Source organism: Streptomyces sp. NPDC008086 (assembly GCF_042957325.1).
Classification (GTDB): domain Bacteria; phylum Actinomycetota; class Actinomycetes; order Streptomycetales; family Streptomycetaceae; genus Streptomyces.
In genome coordinates this window covers 744,732-759,697 of record NZ_JBIBIA010000003.1, presented here as the reverse complement: position 1 = coordinate 759,697, position 14,966 = coordinate 744,732, and the positions used below count along the sequence as shown (strand labels likewise).

General features: G+C 72.8%; 13 protein-coding genes. 5 read left to right on the top strand and 8 right to left on the bottom strand.

The genetic code is table 11. The annotated features are described in order from the left end of the window. The first annotated feature begins 208 nt into the window (after nt 1-208). Nucleotides 209-871, top strand: coding sequence for a phosphoribosyltransferase family protein (locus tag ACFZBP_RS13595; protein ID WP_391412791.1), 663 nt, complete (start codon nt 209-211; stop codon nt 869-871). Between the two features lie 7 nt (nt 872-878). On the opposite strand, the gene ACFZBP_RS13590 is transcribed toward ACFZBP_RS13595, so the two are convergent. Continuing rightward, entirely contained in the window at nt 879-2,006 is a 1,128-nt protein-coding gene (locus ACFZBP_RS13590) for a CapA family protein (RefSeq protein WP_391412789.1), read from the bottom strand. Nucleotides 2,007-2,181: 175 nt separating this feature from the next. Between ACFZBP_RS13590 and ACFZBP_RS13585 the strand changes: the two genes are divergently transcribed. Beyond that, complete coding sequence (locus tag ACFZBP_RS13585) at nt 2,182-3,594, top strand: RtcB family protein (RefSeq protein ID WP_391412786.1); 1,413 nt, start codon at nt 2,182-2,184, stop codon at nt 3,592-3,594. A 34-nt stretch (nt 3,595-3,628) separates the two neighbouring features. Here the strand turns inward: ACFZBP_RS13585 and ACFZBP_RS13580 are convergent, their stop codons facing one another. Continuing rightward, a complete protein-coding gene (locus ACFZBP_RS13580) occupies nt 3,629-4,084 on the bottom strand; it encodes an archease (protein ID WP_383442391.1) in 456 nt (151 codons plus the stop codon). Between the two features lie 228 nt (nt 4,085-4,312). Here ACFZBP_RS13580 and ACFZBP_RS13575 point away from each other — a divergent pair, with 228 nt between their 5' ends. Further along, the gene (locus ACFZBP_RS13575; protein WP_391412784.1) at nt 4,313-5,650 is read left to right on the top strand and encodes a gluconate:H+ symporter; all 1,338 of its coding nucleotides are present in this window, start codon (nt 4,313-4,315) and stop codon (nt 5,648-5,650) included. Nucleotides 5,651-5,681: 31 nt separating this feature from the next. Next, nucleotides 5,682-7,010, top strand: a complete 1,329-nt coding sequence (locus ACFZBP_RS13570; RefSeq protein WP_391412782.1) for an enolase C-terminal domain-like protein — start codon at nt 5,682-5,684, stop codon at nt 7,008-7,010. A gap of 121 nt (nt 7,011-7,131) precedes the next feature. Here the strand turns inward: ACFZBP_RS13570 and ACFZBP_RS13565 are convergent, their stop codons facing one another. The 5 genes from ACFZBP_RS13565 to ACFZBP_RS13545 form a co-directional block, all read right to left on the bottom strand. Further along, entirely contained in the window at nt 7,132-7,515 is a 384-nt protein-coding gene (locus ACFZBP_RS13565; RefSeq protein ID WP_383442399.1) for a luciferase family protein, read from the bottom strand. Nucleotides 7,516-7,613: 98 nt separating this feature from the next. Further along, nucleotides 7,614-8,516: a YceI family protein gene (locus ACFZBP_RS13560; RefSeq protein ID WP_391412780.1), complete on the bottom strand. Its 903-nt coding sequence runs from the start codon at nt 8,514-8,516 to the stop codon at nt 7,614-7,616. 82 nt (nt 8,517-8,598) lie between these two features. Continuing rightward, nucleotides 8,599-9,681, bottom strand: coding sequence for an iron-containing alcohol dehydrogenase (locus ACFZBP_RS13555; protein WP_391412777.1), 1,083 nt, complete (start codon nt 9,679-9,681; stop codon nt 8,599-8,601). Further along, nucleotides 9,678-10,541 carry a dioxygenase gene (locus ACFZBP_RS13550; protein WP_391412775.1) on the bottom strand — a complete coding sequence of 288 codons (864 nt, stop codon included), beginning with the start codon at nt 10,539-10,541 and terminating at the stop codon, nt 9,678-9,680. The genes ACFZBP_RS13555 and ACFZBP_RS13550 overlap by 4 nt, the downstream gene beginning before the upstream one ends. Before the next feature lie 39 nt (nt 10,542-10,580). Then, complete coding sequence (locus ACFZBP_RS13545; RefSeq protein ID WP_391412773.1) at nt 10,581-12,320, bottom strand: FAD-dependent monooxygenase; 1,740 nt, start codon at nt 12,318-12,320, stop codon at nt 10,581-10,583. 161 nt (nt 12,321-12,481) lie between these two features. Here ACFZBP_RS13545 and ACFZBP_RS13540 point away from each other — a divergent pair, with 161 nt between their 5' ends. Beyond that, nucleotides 12,482-14,257, top strand: coding sequence for a helix-turn-helix domain-containing protein (locus ACFZBP_RS13540; protein WP_391412771.1), 1,776 nt, complete (start codon nt 12,482-12,484; stop codon nt 14,255-14,257). 28 nt (nt 14,258-14,285) lie between these two features. Here the strand turns inward: ACFZBP_RS13540 and ACFZBP_RS13535 are convergent, their stop codons facing one another. After that, nucleotides 14,286-14,870 carry a hypothetical protein gene (locus ACFZBP_RS13535; RefSeq protein ID WP_383442421.1) on the bottom strand — a complete coding sequence of 195 codons (585 nt, stop codon included), beginning with the start codon at nt 14,868-14,870 and terminating at the stop codon, nt 14,286-14,288. Between the last annotated feature and the right edge of the window lie 96 nt (nt 14,871-14,966).

Below are 14,966 nucleotides of genomic sequence, written 5' to 3'. Positions count from 1 at the left end.
GGGAACGACGTGAGCGTGCGTGCGTTCTGGCAGGCGTGTGCGGTTGGCATGTCCGGGCTAGAAAGCGCTTGCCGTACCGCCGTCCGGAACCCTAGGCCAGTCCCGTCCGAGCGGTCCAGACCCCTGTGGCCTCCGCCGCCGCACGAGCCCCGTGGTGTGTCCGGTACCGGTGGGTTGGGTACGCGGCGACGGACGGAAGGGGAGACCCATGCAGTTCCGTGACCGCGAGGAGGCCGGCCGGGAGCTGGCGGAGCAGCTGCGCGTCCGGCAGGAGAAGGGCACCCTCCCGCATCCCGTGGTCCTCGCCCTGCCCCGGGGCGGCGTCGCCGTGGCCCGGGAGATCGCGCGGGTGCTGGAGGCCCCGCTGGACGTACTCGTCGTACGCAAGATCGGGGCGCCGTTCCACGAGGAGTTCGGCGTGGGGGCGCTCGCGGGCGACGGCCCGCCGCTGTTCGACGAGCAGACGCTGTACCGGCTGGGGCTGAGCGAGGCCGACCTGGCGCCGGTGGTGGAGCGGGAGCGCAAGGAGCTGCGGCGGCGCGAGGAGCGCTACCGGCAGGGTCGGCCGGCTCCGCGACTGCGCGACCGTACGGCCGTGGTCGTGGACGACGGCGTCGCCACCGGCTCGACCGCACGCGTCGCCCTGCGCGCCGTACGTGACCAGGGGCCCGGGCGTCTGGTCCTGGCCGTGCCGGTGTGCGCACCGGAGGCGGCCGAGGAACTGCGGCGCCTGGTCGACGATCTCGTCTGTCTGCACCAGCCGCGGCTGTTCAGCGCGGTGGGGGAGTGGTACGAGGACTTCGGCCAGCTGACGGATGCCGATGTGCTGGAGGCGTTGCGGGGCGCGGAAGGTGGGGAAGAGGCGCACTGAGCCTGCTTCAAGGGGCGGCGCGGGCGGCGGGCCTGTGCAGGGCGAGCGTGCCGTCCGCGTCCAGGGTGAGATGGGCGCCGTGGCTCACGCGGTCGAGGGTCGTGCGCAGCCAGGCGCGGTCCTCGGGCGGGGCGTGCTCCAGTCGCATACGGCGGGCGAGCAGGGGGACCATGCGCAGTTCGGTGAGTTCGCCGGTGTCGGCCGCCAGCGTCACGAAGTAGGCGACGCGGAGGTCGTCGCGGTACCGCTCGTAGCCGGGGATGCCCTCGTAGTCGTCGATGAAGTCGCCGCAGCCGTGCAGGATCAGCCGGTCCCGGTGGACCTCGACGGGGCGCGGGTGGTGCGAGGAGTGGCCGTGGATCACGTCGGCGCCGCCGTCCACCAGGGCGTGTGCGAAGCGGCGCTGGTCACGGGGGACGAGGTAGCCCCAGTTCGAGCCCCAGTGCACGGACACGACCACGAGGTCGCCGGGCCGCTTCACCCGCCGTATGTGCCGGACCACGGCGGCGGCCGTGGCGGGCGTCGGCTCGGGCAGGTAGGCGACACCGGGCTGTTCCGCGGTCGCCGCCCAGCTCGCGGGGACGCCGCTGGTTCCGGAGCCGAGGGCGAACACGAGCACGCGGCCGCCGTGGCGGAGCGGCAGCGCCACGGGGGTGTACGCCTCCTGCGCGTCGCGTCCCGCGCCCGCCGTCCGCAGACCCGCTCCCTGCAGCACGTCGAGCGTCTCCACCAGGCCAGCGACCCCGAAGTCCCGCACATGGTTGTTGGCCAGAACGCAGACATCGGGCCGGGCCACCGCCAGGGCGGGCAGATTGGCCGGATGCATGCGGTAGTGGACCGCCTTGCCGGGCTCGAACGCGTCGGCGCGCGTGACGGACGTCTCCAGATTGACGATCCGCATGTCCGGCCCGACCGACTCCAGCAACGGCAGCGCCTCGCCCCACGGCCAGGAGGGGTCGACGGGCGCCGGGATCGGTCCGCTGACCGCCTCCGCCATGCTCACGTAGGACCGGGCGTCCCTGACGTACCCCTCCCGCAGCTCCGGCTCCCCGGGCCGGGCCAGGATCTGGTCGACACCGCGTCCGAGCATCACGTCACCGCAGACGAACAGCGTGACCGTGCCGCCGCCGCTCATGTCTCCACCGTACGGCCGGGCCGGACACGGGGGTACGCCCGGGACCCCGCACGTCCTTGTCGTCGGCCCGGCCCTCCGGCTCCGTCCGGCGCGGTACGACGCGCCCCGCGCGGGTACCCCGCACCTGCGACGCCGGCCTGATCCGAACGACAGGCCCTGGGTGCGGGAGGCCGTCATGGAACTGGTCCAGGAAGCTTCCCACCGCTTCCGTATCGACCCGCACGGTCCGATGCGGGTGCCGGGCGTGGTGTTCGCGTCGAGGAGACTGTTGCGGGACGCCGAGAAGTCGCTGGAGCAGGTGGCCAACGTGGCCACGCTGCCGGGCATCGTCGGCGCCTCGTACGCCATGCCCGACATCCACTGGGGCTACGGCTTCCCCATCGGCGGCGTCGCCGCGACCGACGTGGCCGACGGCGGGGTCGTCTCGCCCGGCGGCGTCGGCTTCGACATCTCCTGCGGCGTGCGCCTGCTCAGCGCCGACATCGACCACGACGGGCTCGCGTCGGCGCTGTCCGCCGTGATGGACGGCCTGGACCGGGCGATCCCGCGCGGCGCCGGCCCCGGAGGGGTGTGGCACCTGACCGGCCCCGGACAGCTGGAGCGGATCCTGCGGGGCGGCTCGCGGTACGCGGTCGGGGAGGGGCACGGCGAGGAGCGCGACCTGACGCGCTGCGAGGACGGCGGGGCGGTCGCCGACGCCGACGTGGAGCAGGTGAGCGCGAGGGCGCGGGAGCGCGGGCTCGGCCAGGTCGGAAGCCTCGGCTCGGCCAACCACTTCCTGGAGGTGCAGCGCGTCGACGAGGTGTACGACGAGTCGGCCGCCGAGGCCTTCGGGATCGCCGTCGGCCAGGTGTGCGTGATGATCCACTGCGGCTCCCGCGGCCTCGGCCACCAGATCTGCACCGACCACGTCCGGCTGATGGACCGCGCGATGACCCGCTACGGCATCAGGGTCCCCGACCGCCAACTGGCCTGCACACCGGTCGACTCACCCGAGGGGCAGCGGTACCTGGGCGCGATGGCGGCCGCCGCCAACTACGGCCGGGCCAACCGCCAGCTGCTCTCCGACGCGGCCCGCATCGTCTTCCGGCGCGCCGCGGGAGCCCGGCTGTCCCTGGTGTACGACGTCTCCCACAACCTCGCCAAGATCGAGCCCCACCAGGTCGCCGGAGCACGCCGCGCACTCTGCGTCCACCGCAAGGGCGCCACCCGCGCCTTCCCGCCCGGCCATCCGGACCTGCCCGACGATCTGCGCGACATCGGCCAGCCGGTGCTGATCCCGGGCACGATGGGCACCGCCTCGTACGTCCTGGTCGGCGTGGCGGGCGGGGACGCCTTCCACTCCACCTGCCACGGCGCGGGCCGTGTCCTCAGCCGTCACCGGGCCGCCCGTGCGGTCGGCGGCCGGGAAGTGCGGGCCCGGCTGGAGTCGGCGGGCATCGCGGTCCGCCCGCGGTCGCTGCGCGGGCTGGCGGAGGAGACACCCGAGGCGTACAAGGACGTGAGCGAGGTCGTGGCCGCGAGCGAGGGGGCGGGGCTGTGCCGGACGGTGGCCCGGCTGGTGCCGCTGGGGGTCGTGAAGGGCTGAGCGGCCGGGAGGATCACCTCGCACGAGGGTCGCTTCACACGTCCACGGTCACCGCGCACGACCACCCGTACGAGTCCGGCCCGATGTGCAGCCCGTGCCACGAGACGCCCTTCGGGGTGGCGCCGGTGACCTCCACGGCCCCCAGTTCCGCGAGCGCCAGCCGTACGTCGAGGTCGCCGTCGGTGGTGTCGGCCTCCAGGTCGACGGGCACGCGGCCGTCCACGTCGAGACGGAAGACGACCTCGTCGAGGAGGGCGGTCAGCAGTTCCTCGTCGCTGTTCTCGGCGAGCCGTACCCGCTCCATCGAGGTGGGCCGGACCGCCGTGACGTCGGCGAAGCACTCCACCATGCCGAGCGCGGCCTCCACCAGGCAGCGCTCCCGGCTCGCGCCCCAGGCCTCGATCCGCACGTCGGCCGTGTGCGGCACCGCCCGGTGGCCGCTGCCGCCGTTGCGCCGTGTCTGGATGTCGTCGTCCGGGTCGCCGACCATCGGCATCACCTGATCCGCTCGTCTCTCCAGGAGCGTGCTCCACGCCCACGGGCCTACGGGTACCCGCGAGCGGGCCTCGCGTATCGACGGAATCCGACGGTGCAGACCCATTGACCTTGACCGTCCATGAACATAATCTCCGTCCTCATATGTAGACGCCGTCTTCATGTGAGGACCTCGTTCATCGGGGTGAACGTAGGCGGCCGCCGTTCAAAGGAGAACCGACATATGCCGCTCGTGGTGGTCGGGATCAGTGTCGTGGTCCTGCTCGTCCTGATGACCAGGCTCAAACTCAACGGCTTCGCCGCCCTGCTGCTGGTGGCGGTGGGCGTCGGCCTGGTGCAGGGGATCGGCCTGGAGAAGATCCCGGACGTACTGGCCGAGGGCATCGGCGACCAGATCGGCGACACCATGCTCACCATCGGGCTCGGCGCCATGGTCGGCCGGGTGATGGGGGACTCCGGCGCCGCCCAGCGGATAGCAGGGAAGCTCCTGGAGGTCTGCGGCCCCCGCTGGGTCCAGGTCGCCATGGTGCTGACGGCCATGCTCATCGGCGTGACGATGTTCTACGAGGTGGCCTTCGTCATCATCGTGCCGATCGCCTTCACCCTCGTCCGGGTCACCCGGGCGAACCTGCTGTGGGTGGGCCTGCCCATGTCGATCGCCCTGTCCACCATGCACAGCTTCCTGCCGCCGCACCCCGGCCCCACCGCGGTGGCCGCCACCTTCCACGCCTCCGTCGGACTCACCCTGTTCTACGGCCTGTTCATCGCCGTGCCGGTCGGCGCGTTCATCGCCCTGCTGTGGCCGCGCCTGCCCTTCGTCCGGGCGATGGACCCCGCCATCCCCAAAGGCCTGGTGAGCGAGCGGGTCTTCGAGGACGACGAGATGCCCGGCCTCGGCTGGTCGCTGTCCGTCGCGCTGCTGCCCGTCGTCCTGATCGCCGGCGCCGCGGTGACGGATCTGGCCGCTTCCGGCGACAGCGGCCCGCTCCACTTCATCGCGTTCATCGGCTCAGCGCCGATCGCCCTGCTGCTCACCCTGCTCGTGGCGATCTGGGCGTTCGGCCCGCGCATCGGCCGCGGCCTCGCCGAGGTCAGCGCCTCCTGCAAGGAAGCGGCCCAGGCGATGGCGATGATCCTGCTCGTCATCGGCGCGGGCGGCGCCTTCAAGAACGTCCTCGTCGAGGGCGGCATATCCGACTACATCAAGGACGTCACCGACGGCTGGTCGATCTCCCCGATCGTCCTGGCCTGGCTGATCGCGGCCATCCTCCGCGTCGCCCTCGGCTCGGCCACCGTCGCCGTCGTCACCGCCTCCGGCGTCGCACTGCCCCTGCTCGCGGGCAGCGGCGTCCACCCCGAGGTGATGGTGCTCGCCGTCTCCTGCGGCTCCATCGCCTTCTCCCACGTCAACGACCCGGGCTTCTGGATGTTCAAGGAGTACTTCAACCTGTCCGTCCTCGACGCCATCAAGGCACGCACCACGTACACGACGGTGCTCGCGATCCTCGGCCTCGGTGGCGTACTGGTCCTGGAACAGGTCCTCGACGCCCTCGGCATCTGACGCCCCCTCACGAGAACGGCCCCCGCCTGCCATGAGCCAACCCGTCGTCACCCGCTTCGCCGTGTACCCGGTCGCCGGCCGCGACTCCATGCTCCTCAACCTCTCCGGGGCCCACGCCCCGTACTTCACCCGCAACGTCGTCGTCCTGGAGGACTCCGAGGGCCGTACGGGCCTCGGCGAGGTCCCCGGCGGGGAGAAGATCACGCAGACCCTGCGCGACGCCGAGTCACTGGTCGTCGGCGCGCGCGTGGGCGACTACAAGCGCGTCCTGCGCGCCGTCGAGGCGAACTTCGCCGACCGGGACTCCGGCGGTCGCGGCGCCCAGACCTTCGACCTGCGGACGACGGTCCACGCCGTCACCGCCGTCGAGTCGGCGCTCCTCGACCTGCTCGGCCAGCACCTCGAAGTCCCGGTCGCCGCCCTCCTCGGCGACGGCAAGCAGCGCGACTCCGTACGGGTCCTCGGCTACCTCTTCTACGTCGGCGACCCGGACCGCACCGACCTGGACTACGTCCGCGACGCCGGCGCCGCCGTCGACTGGTACCGCGTCCGGCACGAGGAGGCCCTGACCCCCGAGGCCATCGTCCGCCAGGCCGAGGCCACCTACGACCACTACGGCTTCCGCGACTTCAAGCTCAAGGGCGGGGTCCTGCCGGGCGCCGAGGAGGTCGAGGCCGTACGGGCGCTCAAGGAACGCTTCCCCGAGGCGCGCATCACCCTCGACCCCAACGGCGCCTGGTCCCTGCGCGAGGCCGTCGAACTGTGCCGGCCCCTCGTCGGCACCCTCGCCTACGCCGAGGACCCCTGCGGGGCGGAGGGCGGCTACTCGGGCCGGGAGATCCTCGCGGAGTTCCGCCGGGCCACCGGACTGCCCACGGCCACGAACATGATCGCCACCGACTGGCGCCAGCTGACCCACGCGCTCGCCCTGCAGTCCGTGTCCATCCCGCTGGCCGACCCGCACTTCTGGACCATGCAGGGCTCGGTACGCGTCGCCCAGCTGTGCCACGCCATGGGACTGACCTGGGGCTGCCACTCCAACAACCACTTCGACATCTCCCTGGCGATGATGGCCCACTGCGGCGCGGCCGCGCCCGGCGAGTACAACGCCCTGGACACGCACTGGATCTGGCAGGAGGGACGCGAACGGCTCACCGTCGAACCCCCGAGGATCAGCGGCGGCGAGGTCGCCGTACCGGACACGCCCGGACTCGGAGTCCGCCTGGACCGCGACCGGATCCTCGCCGCGCACGAGCTCTACCGGGAGAAGGCACTCTCGGGCCGCGACGACGCCGTCGGCATGCGGTACCTGATCGACGACTGGACCTTCGACGCGAAGCGGCCGTGCCTCGTGCGCTGATGTCAGGGCTCCGGGCGGGAACGCGGGCAGTGGTGCTTCCAGCGGTACGTCGAGCACCGGCGCCTCATGCGGCAGGCCCGGCCTTCGAACGGATGCTGGTGGACGACGCCGAACTCGGACGCTAACCGCGCGGCAGCACCGTGACGCGACGAAAGTTGCACTCGTCCCCTGCCGTGCGCCCGGCAGGGGAGGGGCGGTTCTGATGGGCCTTGAGGGCGGCGCTGACCAGGCTCATCAGCAGATCGACGTCCGTGTCGCAGTCGAGGTGCACGGTCACCCAGCCCGAACCGGGGACCAGCCGGATCGCCGTCGACTCCTGGAGATCGTCGTGGAAGCGCCCTATGGCCCCCGCCGTCAGATGCAGGTCCACGTCACGGTCCGAGTGGAAGTGCACGATCTCGCTGTGGACGGAGCGCAGTGCCCGCCCTGCGCCGCAACTGGCCGAGCCCGAACTGAGGTCGGGCCAGACTTCCAGTTGTTCCATGGCGCGCTGGGCCAGTGTCATGTTCCCATGGTCACCCGATCATCGCTTCGCAACCAGAGGTTGAGCGATTCGTAACCAGGGCGTGAGGTGCCTCTCGGCCACCGCACCGCCCCCACGACCTAGTCCGGCGGCGTCGGCGTGTCGTGCGTGCGGTACATCGCCTGCACGTCCAGCTCCAGCTGGACCGTCGGCCCGACCACCGCGATCCCGCGCGCCAGCATGCTGCGCCAGTTCAGGGTGAAGTCCTCCCGGTGCAGCTCCGCCTTGGCCAGCGCCGCGCACCGCAGCTCCTCGCCGTAGCCGCCGTTGACCGAGCCCAGGTACGTGGTGTCCAGCTCGACCGAGCGGCTCACACCGTGCATGGTGAGCGAGCCGTGCAGCGTCCACTTCGCCCCGCCCCGGTAGGCGAACCGCGTGCTGGCGAAGTCGATGTACGGGTAGCGCTCGACGTCCAGGAAGTCGGCCGAACGCAGATGGCTGTCCCGGGTGTTGTTGCCCGTGGTGATGCTGGCCGCCTCGATGCGCACCGACACCTGGGACGCGGACATGTCCTGCGCCACCCGGATGCCGCCCGTGAACCGCTCGAAGCGGCCGTGCACATGGGCCATGCCCACGTGCTTGGCGATGAACCGGATCGCCGTGTGCGGCGGGTCGAACAACCAGGTGCCCGGCGACGGCAGTTCCAGCTGCCGGGCCGACGCCAGCTGGACCCGGGCGGCGGCTTGCGGGGGACCGGCGACGACGTCCACGGGCTCGCGGTGCGGGGTCAGTCCCTCGGCCGTGATCATGAGGCTGTAGCGGCCCGGCGGCAGCGCAGCGAAGAACAGGCCGTACGGGTCCGTCGTACCGGACGCCACCACCTCGTGCGAGTCCAGCGCGGTCACGGTCACGTCGGCGCCGCGCATCGGCAGCCCCACCGGATCCACGACCTCGCGGCCCACCACCCCCGCACCGGCCGGCACGGGCATCGAGGCGCCCGGCGCTCCTCGGGAGCGACGCCTCCTGAGCAGACCGAGGGGCATGCTGATCACCTTTCTTCCAGACGTGGGGATGCAGGGACGTGGGGGGACGTTCGAGTGGAGTGGGTCGAAGACGGGCGGGGCGTCAGCGCCCGGGCGACGTCGGCGGTACGCCCTCGTACGCGGCCCGCAGCAGGGCGAGCACCCCCTCGGCCGTGACCGGGCGCGGGTTGGCGTACGCCTGGCCCGCGGTCTGCGCGGCCGCCGTCGCCAAGTCGGCTTCGGCCAGGCCCAGTTCGGCGAGCGAGCGGGGCGCGCCGAGGCGTCCCGCCAGGTCCCACAGGGCCGTCGGCGCGTCGTCGGCGTCCAGGGCACGGGCCACGGCGGCGACGGCGTCCGCGGCGGCGGGCGCGTTGTGGGCCAGGGCGTACGGCAGCACCACGGTGTGCGTCTCGGCGTGCGGCAGCCCGAAGGCGCCGCCCAGGACGTGGCACAGCTTGTGGTGCAGGCCCATCGTGGTGGCGCCCAGACAGGACCCGCACAGCCAGGCCCCGTACAGCGCCCGACCGCGCGCCTCGAGCGACCCCGGCTCCCCGGCCACCGCGGGGAGCGCCCGCGCCATCGCCCGTACGCCCTCCTCGGCCATCAGCGCCACCAGCGGCGAGGTGTCCGGGGCGTACAGGGCCTCCACGGCGTGCGCGAGCGCGTTGACGCCGCTGGTCACCGAGAGCGGCACGGGCAGGGAGAGGGTGAGCCCGGGGTCGTAGACGACACTGCGGGGGAGCACCCGGGGGTCGCGGCCGGTGCGCTTGGCGCCGTGCTCGGTCAGACCCCAGACGGGCGTCATCTCCGACCCGGAGTAGGTGGACGGCACCGCGATCAGCGGCAGCCCGGTGCGCAGGGCGACGGCCTTGCCGAGCCCGATCGACGAGCCGCCGCCGACCGCCACACAGCCGTCGGCGCCGGCCGCGCGGGCCGCCTGGACGGCCACGTCGGCGACCTTGACGGGGACGTGCATCCGGGCCCGGTCGTGCACGCCGACGCAGGCCGGGCCGAGCGCGTCCGCGACCGCCCGCGCGGTGTCCGCGCCCCGCTCCCCGCACACCACCAGCACCCGCCGCAGCCCCAGCCGCTCCACCTCGTCCGGCGTCGCCGACACCGCGGCGCCGGCCCGGAACACCACGCGCACGGGCCGGGTCTCGTAGGAGAAGTCGAGGGCGTCCGTCATGACGGCTCCAGCACGAGGTCGAAACGGGCGTGCCGAAACGGGTTCGGCACGCCGAACTCCCCGGCCGCCGAGGGGTCGTCGACCGGGGCGAAGTCCGTGACGAGGCCCGGCTTCACCGCGAACACCGCGTCCGAGTCCAGGTAGTCACTGCCCGCGACGAAGATGTGCGTGGTCACCGGGGTGTGCCCCTCGGCCGAGCCGATGAAGTGGATGTGCGCGGGCCGGTAGGGGTGCCGTCCGGTGGCTGCCAGCAGCCCGCCGACCGGCCCGTCCGTCGGGATCGGATACGGGCTCGGCACACAGGTACGGAACCAGAACCGCCCCTCGTCGTCCGCGGTGAACAGGCCGCGCCCGTTGCCCGCGGGCTGGACGTCCGGCCGCTGCACGTCGTAGAAGCCGTTGCCGTCGGCCTGCCACACGTCCACGACCGCGCCCGGCAGCGGCGTGCCGTCCCGGGACAGCACCCGCCCGCTCACCACGCACGGCTCGCCGCCGCCCACCAGGTCGATGTCCGCGCCGAGCTCGCGCACCGGCGACTCGGTCAGGTGGAAGGGGCCCAGGACCGTGGACTCGGTGGCGCCCGGGCCGTGCCGGTCGTTGATCGTCTCGACGAGCATCGACAGACCGAGCACGTCCGACAGCAGGATGAACTCCTGCCGGGTGTCCGTGCACATCTGCCCGGTCGCCGTCAGGAACCCGATGGCCCGCTCCCACTCCTCCCGCGTCAGCCGCGACTCCCGCGCGAAGGCGTGCAGATGCCGGACCAGCCCGGTCAGCAGCTCCCGCAGCCGCGGGTCCGCCGTACCCCGCAGACTCGCGACGACCTCGTCGGTGACCGTGTCTGGCGTGTCGCCGGTCATGTCGGCTCCTTCCCCGGCTGATGGTCCTGAGCACCCATCTCAACCGTGCCCGAGAATCCGCCGCAGCGCGTCCGTGAGCAACCGTTCGGCGTCCTCGGCCGTGCCGGCGTGCCGGAACGCCACATATCCGTCGGGGCGTACGAGCAGGGCGCCGGCGTCGGAGATCTCGCTGAGCCGCGCCCAGTCGCCGTAGGGGTCCTCGTACTCCTGGCCGGGTCCGACGACGACCGTGGCGATGTCGAGGGGCTGGGCCGCGGCGGCCCGCACCCACGCCTCGCCGCCGATGCCGGTGAGCAGTGCGAAGCGGCCCTTGCCGACGGTGTCGAGGGTGGACAGGGTCCGGGTCCCCGCGGTGAGCCAGGCGTGCGGCAGTTTGGCGCCGGGGCGGGAGGTGGGCTGGTGGTGCAGTTCGGGGTCGCGGGGGAAACCGGGGTCGGGCGTGCCGTCGGGGACGACGGCGGTGGAGGTGTAGCGCTGGTTGAGGTCCACGCCGTGCGCGTTGAACTCGTACACCTTGAAGGCGATCGCCTCGCGCAGCGCGGCCCGCTGCCCGGCGGCGGCCTCGGTGGCGTCCTTGCGGGCGGCGATGTTGGCCCACAGCCGCTCGGGCGTCTGCGGCGAGAGCCCGTCGAGCGCCTCGAAGATCGGGGCGGTCTCGGCGATGGACTGGTTGGCCCGCGTCACGACCTGCCGACCGACCGGCGCGCGCTCCACGGTGTACGTGTCGAGCAGCGACGGCGAGGCGACGTCGTCGAGGACGAGCTTCAGCTTCCAGGCCAGGTTGTAGGAGTCCTGGACGGAGGTGTTGGAGCCGAGCCCGTTGGACGGCGGATGACGGTGCACGGCGTCGCCGGCGCAGAAGACACGGCCGTTCGCGTACGTCCGCGCGTACATCTCGTTGACCGTCCACGCCGACGACGACCTGATCGTCACCGGTATCTCGTCGTCACCGACCAACTGCCGTACGACGGACAGCGCGTACTCCTCGGTGAGGTCGGGCGCGCCCGCGCCCACGTCGTAGCCCCACACGATCAGCCACTCGTTCCAGGGCCGTACGCAGCGCACCAGGCCCGCGCCGATGCCGCCGACCGTGGCGCCGGGCGCGAGGACCCAGTAGAGGGTGGAGGGGCGGTGCGCGGTGTACTTGCTCAGATCCGCGTCGAAGACGATGTTGATGCTGCCCGCGACACCCATCTGACCGCCCATCGGCAGTCCCGCGTCCTCGGCGACCTGGGAGCGTCCGCCGTCGGCGCCGATCAGGTACTTGGCCCGGACGGTGTACTCGTCGCCGCGCAGCCGGTCCTCGACGGTGACGGTGACGCCCGCGTCGTCCTGCACGAAGGACTTGTAGACCGTGCTGAACCGGAAGTCGGTGCCACGGGCGATCGCCGCGTTCACCAGCACCGGCTCCATCAGGTGCTGCGGCATGTCGCACATGCGGGTCGGGCTGGCGAGTTCGTGCGCGGCCTGGACCAGCGGGTCGTTGCCCCAGGACCGCACCCGGCCGAGCTCTTCACCGGCCAGGCTGGTGCAGAAGGTCGTGTCGCCCATCAGCTGCTGCGGTGTCGCCTTGGCGACGACCTCGTCCTCGACGCCGAGATCGCGCAGCACCTCCATCGTCCGCTGGTTGGTGATGTGCGCGCGGGGCGTGTCGGCGAGGCTCGCGTACCGGGTGACGACCATGTTGCGCACGCCGTAGGTGCTCAGGGCGAGCGCGGCCGACGCGCCCGCCGGGCCGCTGCCCACGATCAGGACGTCGGTCTCGACAACGGTGTGCACGACAGAACGCTCCAGGAGATGAGACACGGGACGAGGCGGGGGACGGTTGCAGCCCCCGGCCTTTCAAGATCATGGAGCGGTTCGGTCGGTCATGGGTGTCTCAATACGAGACAGCCCGCCCACGCCCCCCGACCGACGCCCCCGATACGGTGAGGAGCGCCATGAGCACCGCCGAACATCCTCCTGCCCTCGCCCCGCTCCGCCATGCCCGCGAACGGTTTCTGACGGGGCGCCCGCTCCCGGACGGCGTACCGGACGACGTCGTCGCCGCCTGGCGGCGTGCCCGCTTCTTCGGCGTACGGCCCGATCTCGACGGCCCGCTGCGGGAGTTGACGCACCCGGTCGACTCGCCCCTGCTGGAGGCGGCGCGTCCCGCGCTCACCCGGATCGGCTCGGCTCTCGACACCGGCAGGTCGGCCCTCGTGCTCACCGACGAACGGCTGAGGGTGCTGTGGTCGGCCGGTAGCGCGCCCGGCGACGACGCCTGCCGTGACCTGTCCGAGCGGGCGGTCGGCCACAACAGCGCCGCGCTCGCCCTGCGCACCCGGCGCCGGGCCGAGGTGCACGGCCCCGAGCACTTCCTCGACGTGTGGCAGGACGTCTCCGCGGTCAGCGTGCCCCTGCTCTCCCCGGAAACGGGCCGGCCGCTCGGCACGGTCACGATCGCCTCCGGCCTGTGCCCCGGCTGCCGCCCACACCCCGGCGCCGCCCTCGCCGAAGCCGCCGCGACGGCCGTCGAGGCCGAACTGCGGGCACGCGCGCGTACCGCCGAACGAGCTCTGCACGACGCCTACGAACGGGCCGCGCGGGGCCGCGACCGAGCCGTCGTCGCGCTGGACGGCCGCAACCGCCTGATCAGCGAGGCCGCGACCGGCCTCGCCTCCCCGCAGGTCCTGGAGGCGCTGGAGCGGAGCGCGAGGGCCTGGGGGAGGGGCGGCACCGGAGACGGGAGCGGTGAGTCGTACGACATCGCGCTTCCCGAAGACGCCGGATGCACCGGCGAGATCACCCCGGTACGGCATGAGGGGCGCGCCGTGGGCCTGGTCGCCGTGCTCGCACCGCGGCCCGAGGAGCCGGTGCGGACGGCGCCGCGACCGGGGAGCGCGCTGGTGGGCGCCTCGGTGCCGTGGCGGCACGCGGTCGCGCAGGCGACGGCGCTGGCCCGCACTTCGGGACCCCTGCTCCTCGTGGGTGAGCGGGGCACGGGCAAGACCACACTCGCCCTCGAACTGCTCGACGGCACCGCCCCGCTGGTCGTGGACGCCGCCGAATCACCCGGACTCCCCGGGACGGAGGAGGACGCCGCGTCTTGGCTGGGCGACTGGGCGAGGGCAGGCGACCGCCCTCTGCTGCTGCGCCACGCCGAACGGCTGGCCCAGCCGGGCGTCGCCGCCCTCAACTCCCTCCTGGACGAACGCCCCGACGTCCACCTGATCGCCACCTACACACCCGGCACCTCCCCGGGCCCCTGCCTCCAGCGCCTTCTCGACACCCTCGGCGCCCGCTCGGTGACCCTGCCCGCGCTACGGGAACGCCCCGAGGACATCAGGGAGTTGCTGCCCGCCCTCGCGCCCGGCCCGGCCCCCGGCAGCCCGCCGCTGACCTGGACGCTGGACGCCCTGCGCGCACTGGAGCGACACCCTTGGCTCGGAAACGTCACCGAACTCGCGCACCTGGTAAGGGCGTTGGCGAGCCGACGCCGGGTCCGCGGGCCGGTGCGGCGCGGCGAACTGCCGGATCCCGTCCGCGAAGGGCCGGCGGGACGCAACCTCAGTCCGATGGAGCTCGCCGAACGGGCCGCCATCCTGGAGGCGCTGCGCCGCCATGGCGGCAACAAGGCGCGCGCCGCGGCGGCGTTGGGGATCGCCCGGGCGACCCTCTACCGCAAGCTGCGGGAGTATCAGGGGCGGGACGCGCTGATCACCCCGAAGCCCTGATCGCTTCGGTTCCTCTCCGGCCCGGCCCTCAGCGTGCCCCGGTCCAGTTGTGCGCCACGTCGACCACGACCCGGTCGGCCGCCACCCACACCCGGAACGGCAGCCGTGCCCGGACGCCGAGCCCGATCTGCGTGTCCCCCTCGAAGCTGCCGACGAACCGGGCGTCCCGGAACGTGCGGTATCCGGTGAGGTCCACGCCCTTCAGCCGCTGACCGGCCCGCACGGGATAGGTGGGCTTCCCGGTGTCGACGTCGTAGGCGGGCGCGGCCACGCGCACCTCGAGGACGGCTCCGCCGCCGACGGTGACGCGGTTGCCCGAACCGTCCTGGTAGAGACGGCTGACGTACCTCACGGAATAGCCGAGGCCGCTGGTGCCCGCGCCGGGGACGTCGACGACCATGCGGTCGAAGCAGGCGTGCCGGCCGGTCCTGACGTCGGTCAGCGACTTCGTCGTGGCGGCGGAGCGGGTCTTGGCCACGCTGCCCCAGCCGGTGGGGCAGGCGGTCGCCTGGGTGGTGGTGGTCGTGGTGGCCTCGGCCGGGACCGCCGCCACGCCCAGCGTGGCGGCCATGAGCGCGGCTGCCGTCGCCCATGCGGTTGTGTTTCGTCCCATTTCATCCCCTAGAAGGGTGTGTGTCTGATATTAGGCAAGACATTCGGGTCGGCGGAATGGTTGCACCGTTCCGGAGTTCCTCGGTCCGGGATGTAC

Bases quoted from the DNA above. Each gene is read 5' to 3' on its own strand.
- ACFZBP_RS13595 (WP_391412791.1), top strand. From the start codon at position 209: ATGCAGTTCCGTGACCGCGAGGAGGCCGGCCGGGAGCTGGCGGAGCAG.
- ACFZBP_RS13590 (WP_391412789.1), bottom strand. From the start codon at position 2,006: ATGAGCGGCGGCGGCACGGTCACGCTGTTCGTCTGCGGTGACGTGATG.
- ACFZBP_RS13585 (WP_391412786.1), top strand. From the start codon at position 2,182: ATGGAACTGGTCCAGGAAGCTTCCCACCGCTTCCGTATCGACCCGCAC.
- ACFZBP_RS13580 (WP_383442391.1), bottom strand. From the start codon at position 4,084: ATGGTCGGCGACCCGGACGACGACATCCAGACACGGCGCAACGGCGGC.
- ACFZBP_RS13575 (WP_391412784.1), top strand. From the start codon at position 4,313: ATGCCGCTCGTGGTGGTCGGGATCAGTGTCGTGGTCCTGCTCGTCCTG.
- ACFZBP_RS13570 (WP_391412782.1), top strand. From the start codon at position 5,682: ATGAGCCAACCCGTCGTCACCCGCTTCGCCGTGTACCCGGTCGCCGGC.
- ACFZBP_RS13565 (WP_383442399.1), bottom strand. From the start codon at position 7,515: ATGACACTGGCCCAGCGCGCCATGGAACAACTGGAAGTCTGGCCCGAC.
- ACFZBP_RS13560 (WP_391412780.1), bottom strand. From the start codon at position 8,516: ATGCCCCTCGGTCTGCTCAGGAGGCGTCGCTCCCGAGGAGCGCCGGGC.
- ACFZBP_RS13555 (WP_391412777.1), bottom strand. From the start codon at position 9,681: ATGACGGACGCCCTCGACTTCTCCTACGAGACCCGGCCCGTGCGCGTG.
- ACFZBP_RS13550 (WP_391412775.1), bottom strand. From the start codon at position 10,541: ATGACCGGCGACACGCCAGACACGGTCACCGACGAGGTCGTCGCGAGT.
- ACFZBP_RS13540 (WP_391412771.1), top strand. From the start codon at position 12,482: ATGAGCACCGCCGAACATCCTCCTGCCCTCGCCCCGCTCCGCCATGCC.
- ACFZBP_RS13535 (WP_383442421.1), bottom strand. From the start codon at position 14,870: ATGGGACGAAACACAACCGCATGGGCGACGGCAGCCGCGCTCATGGCC.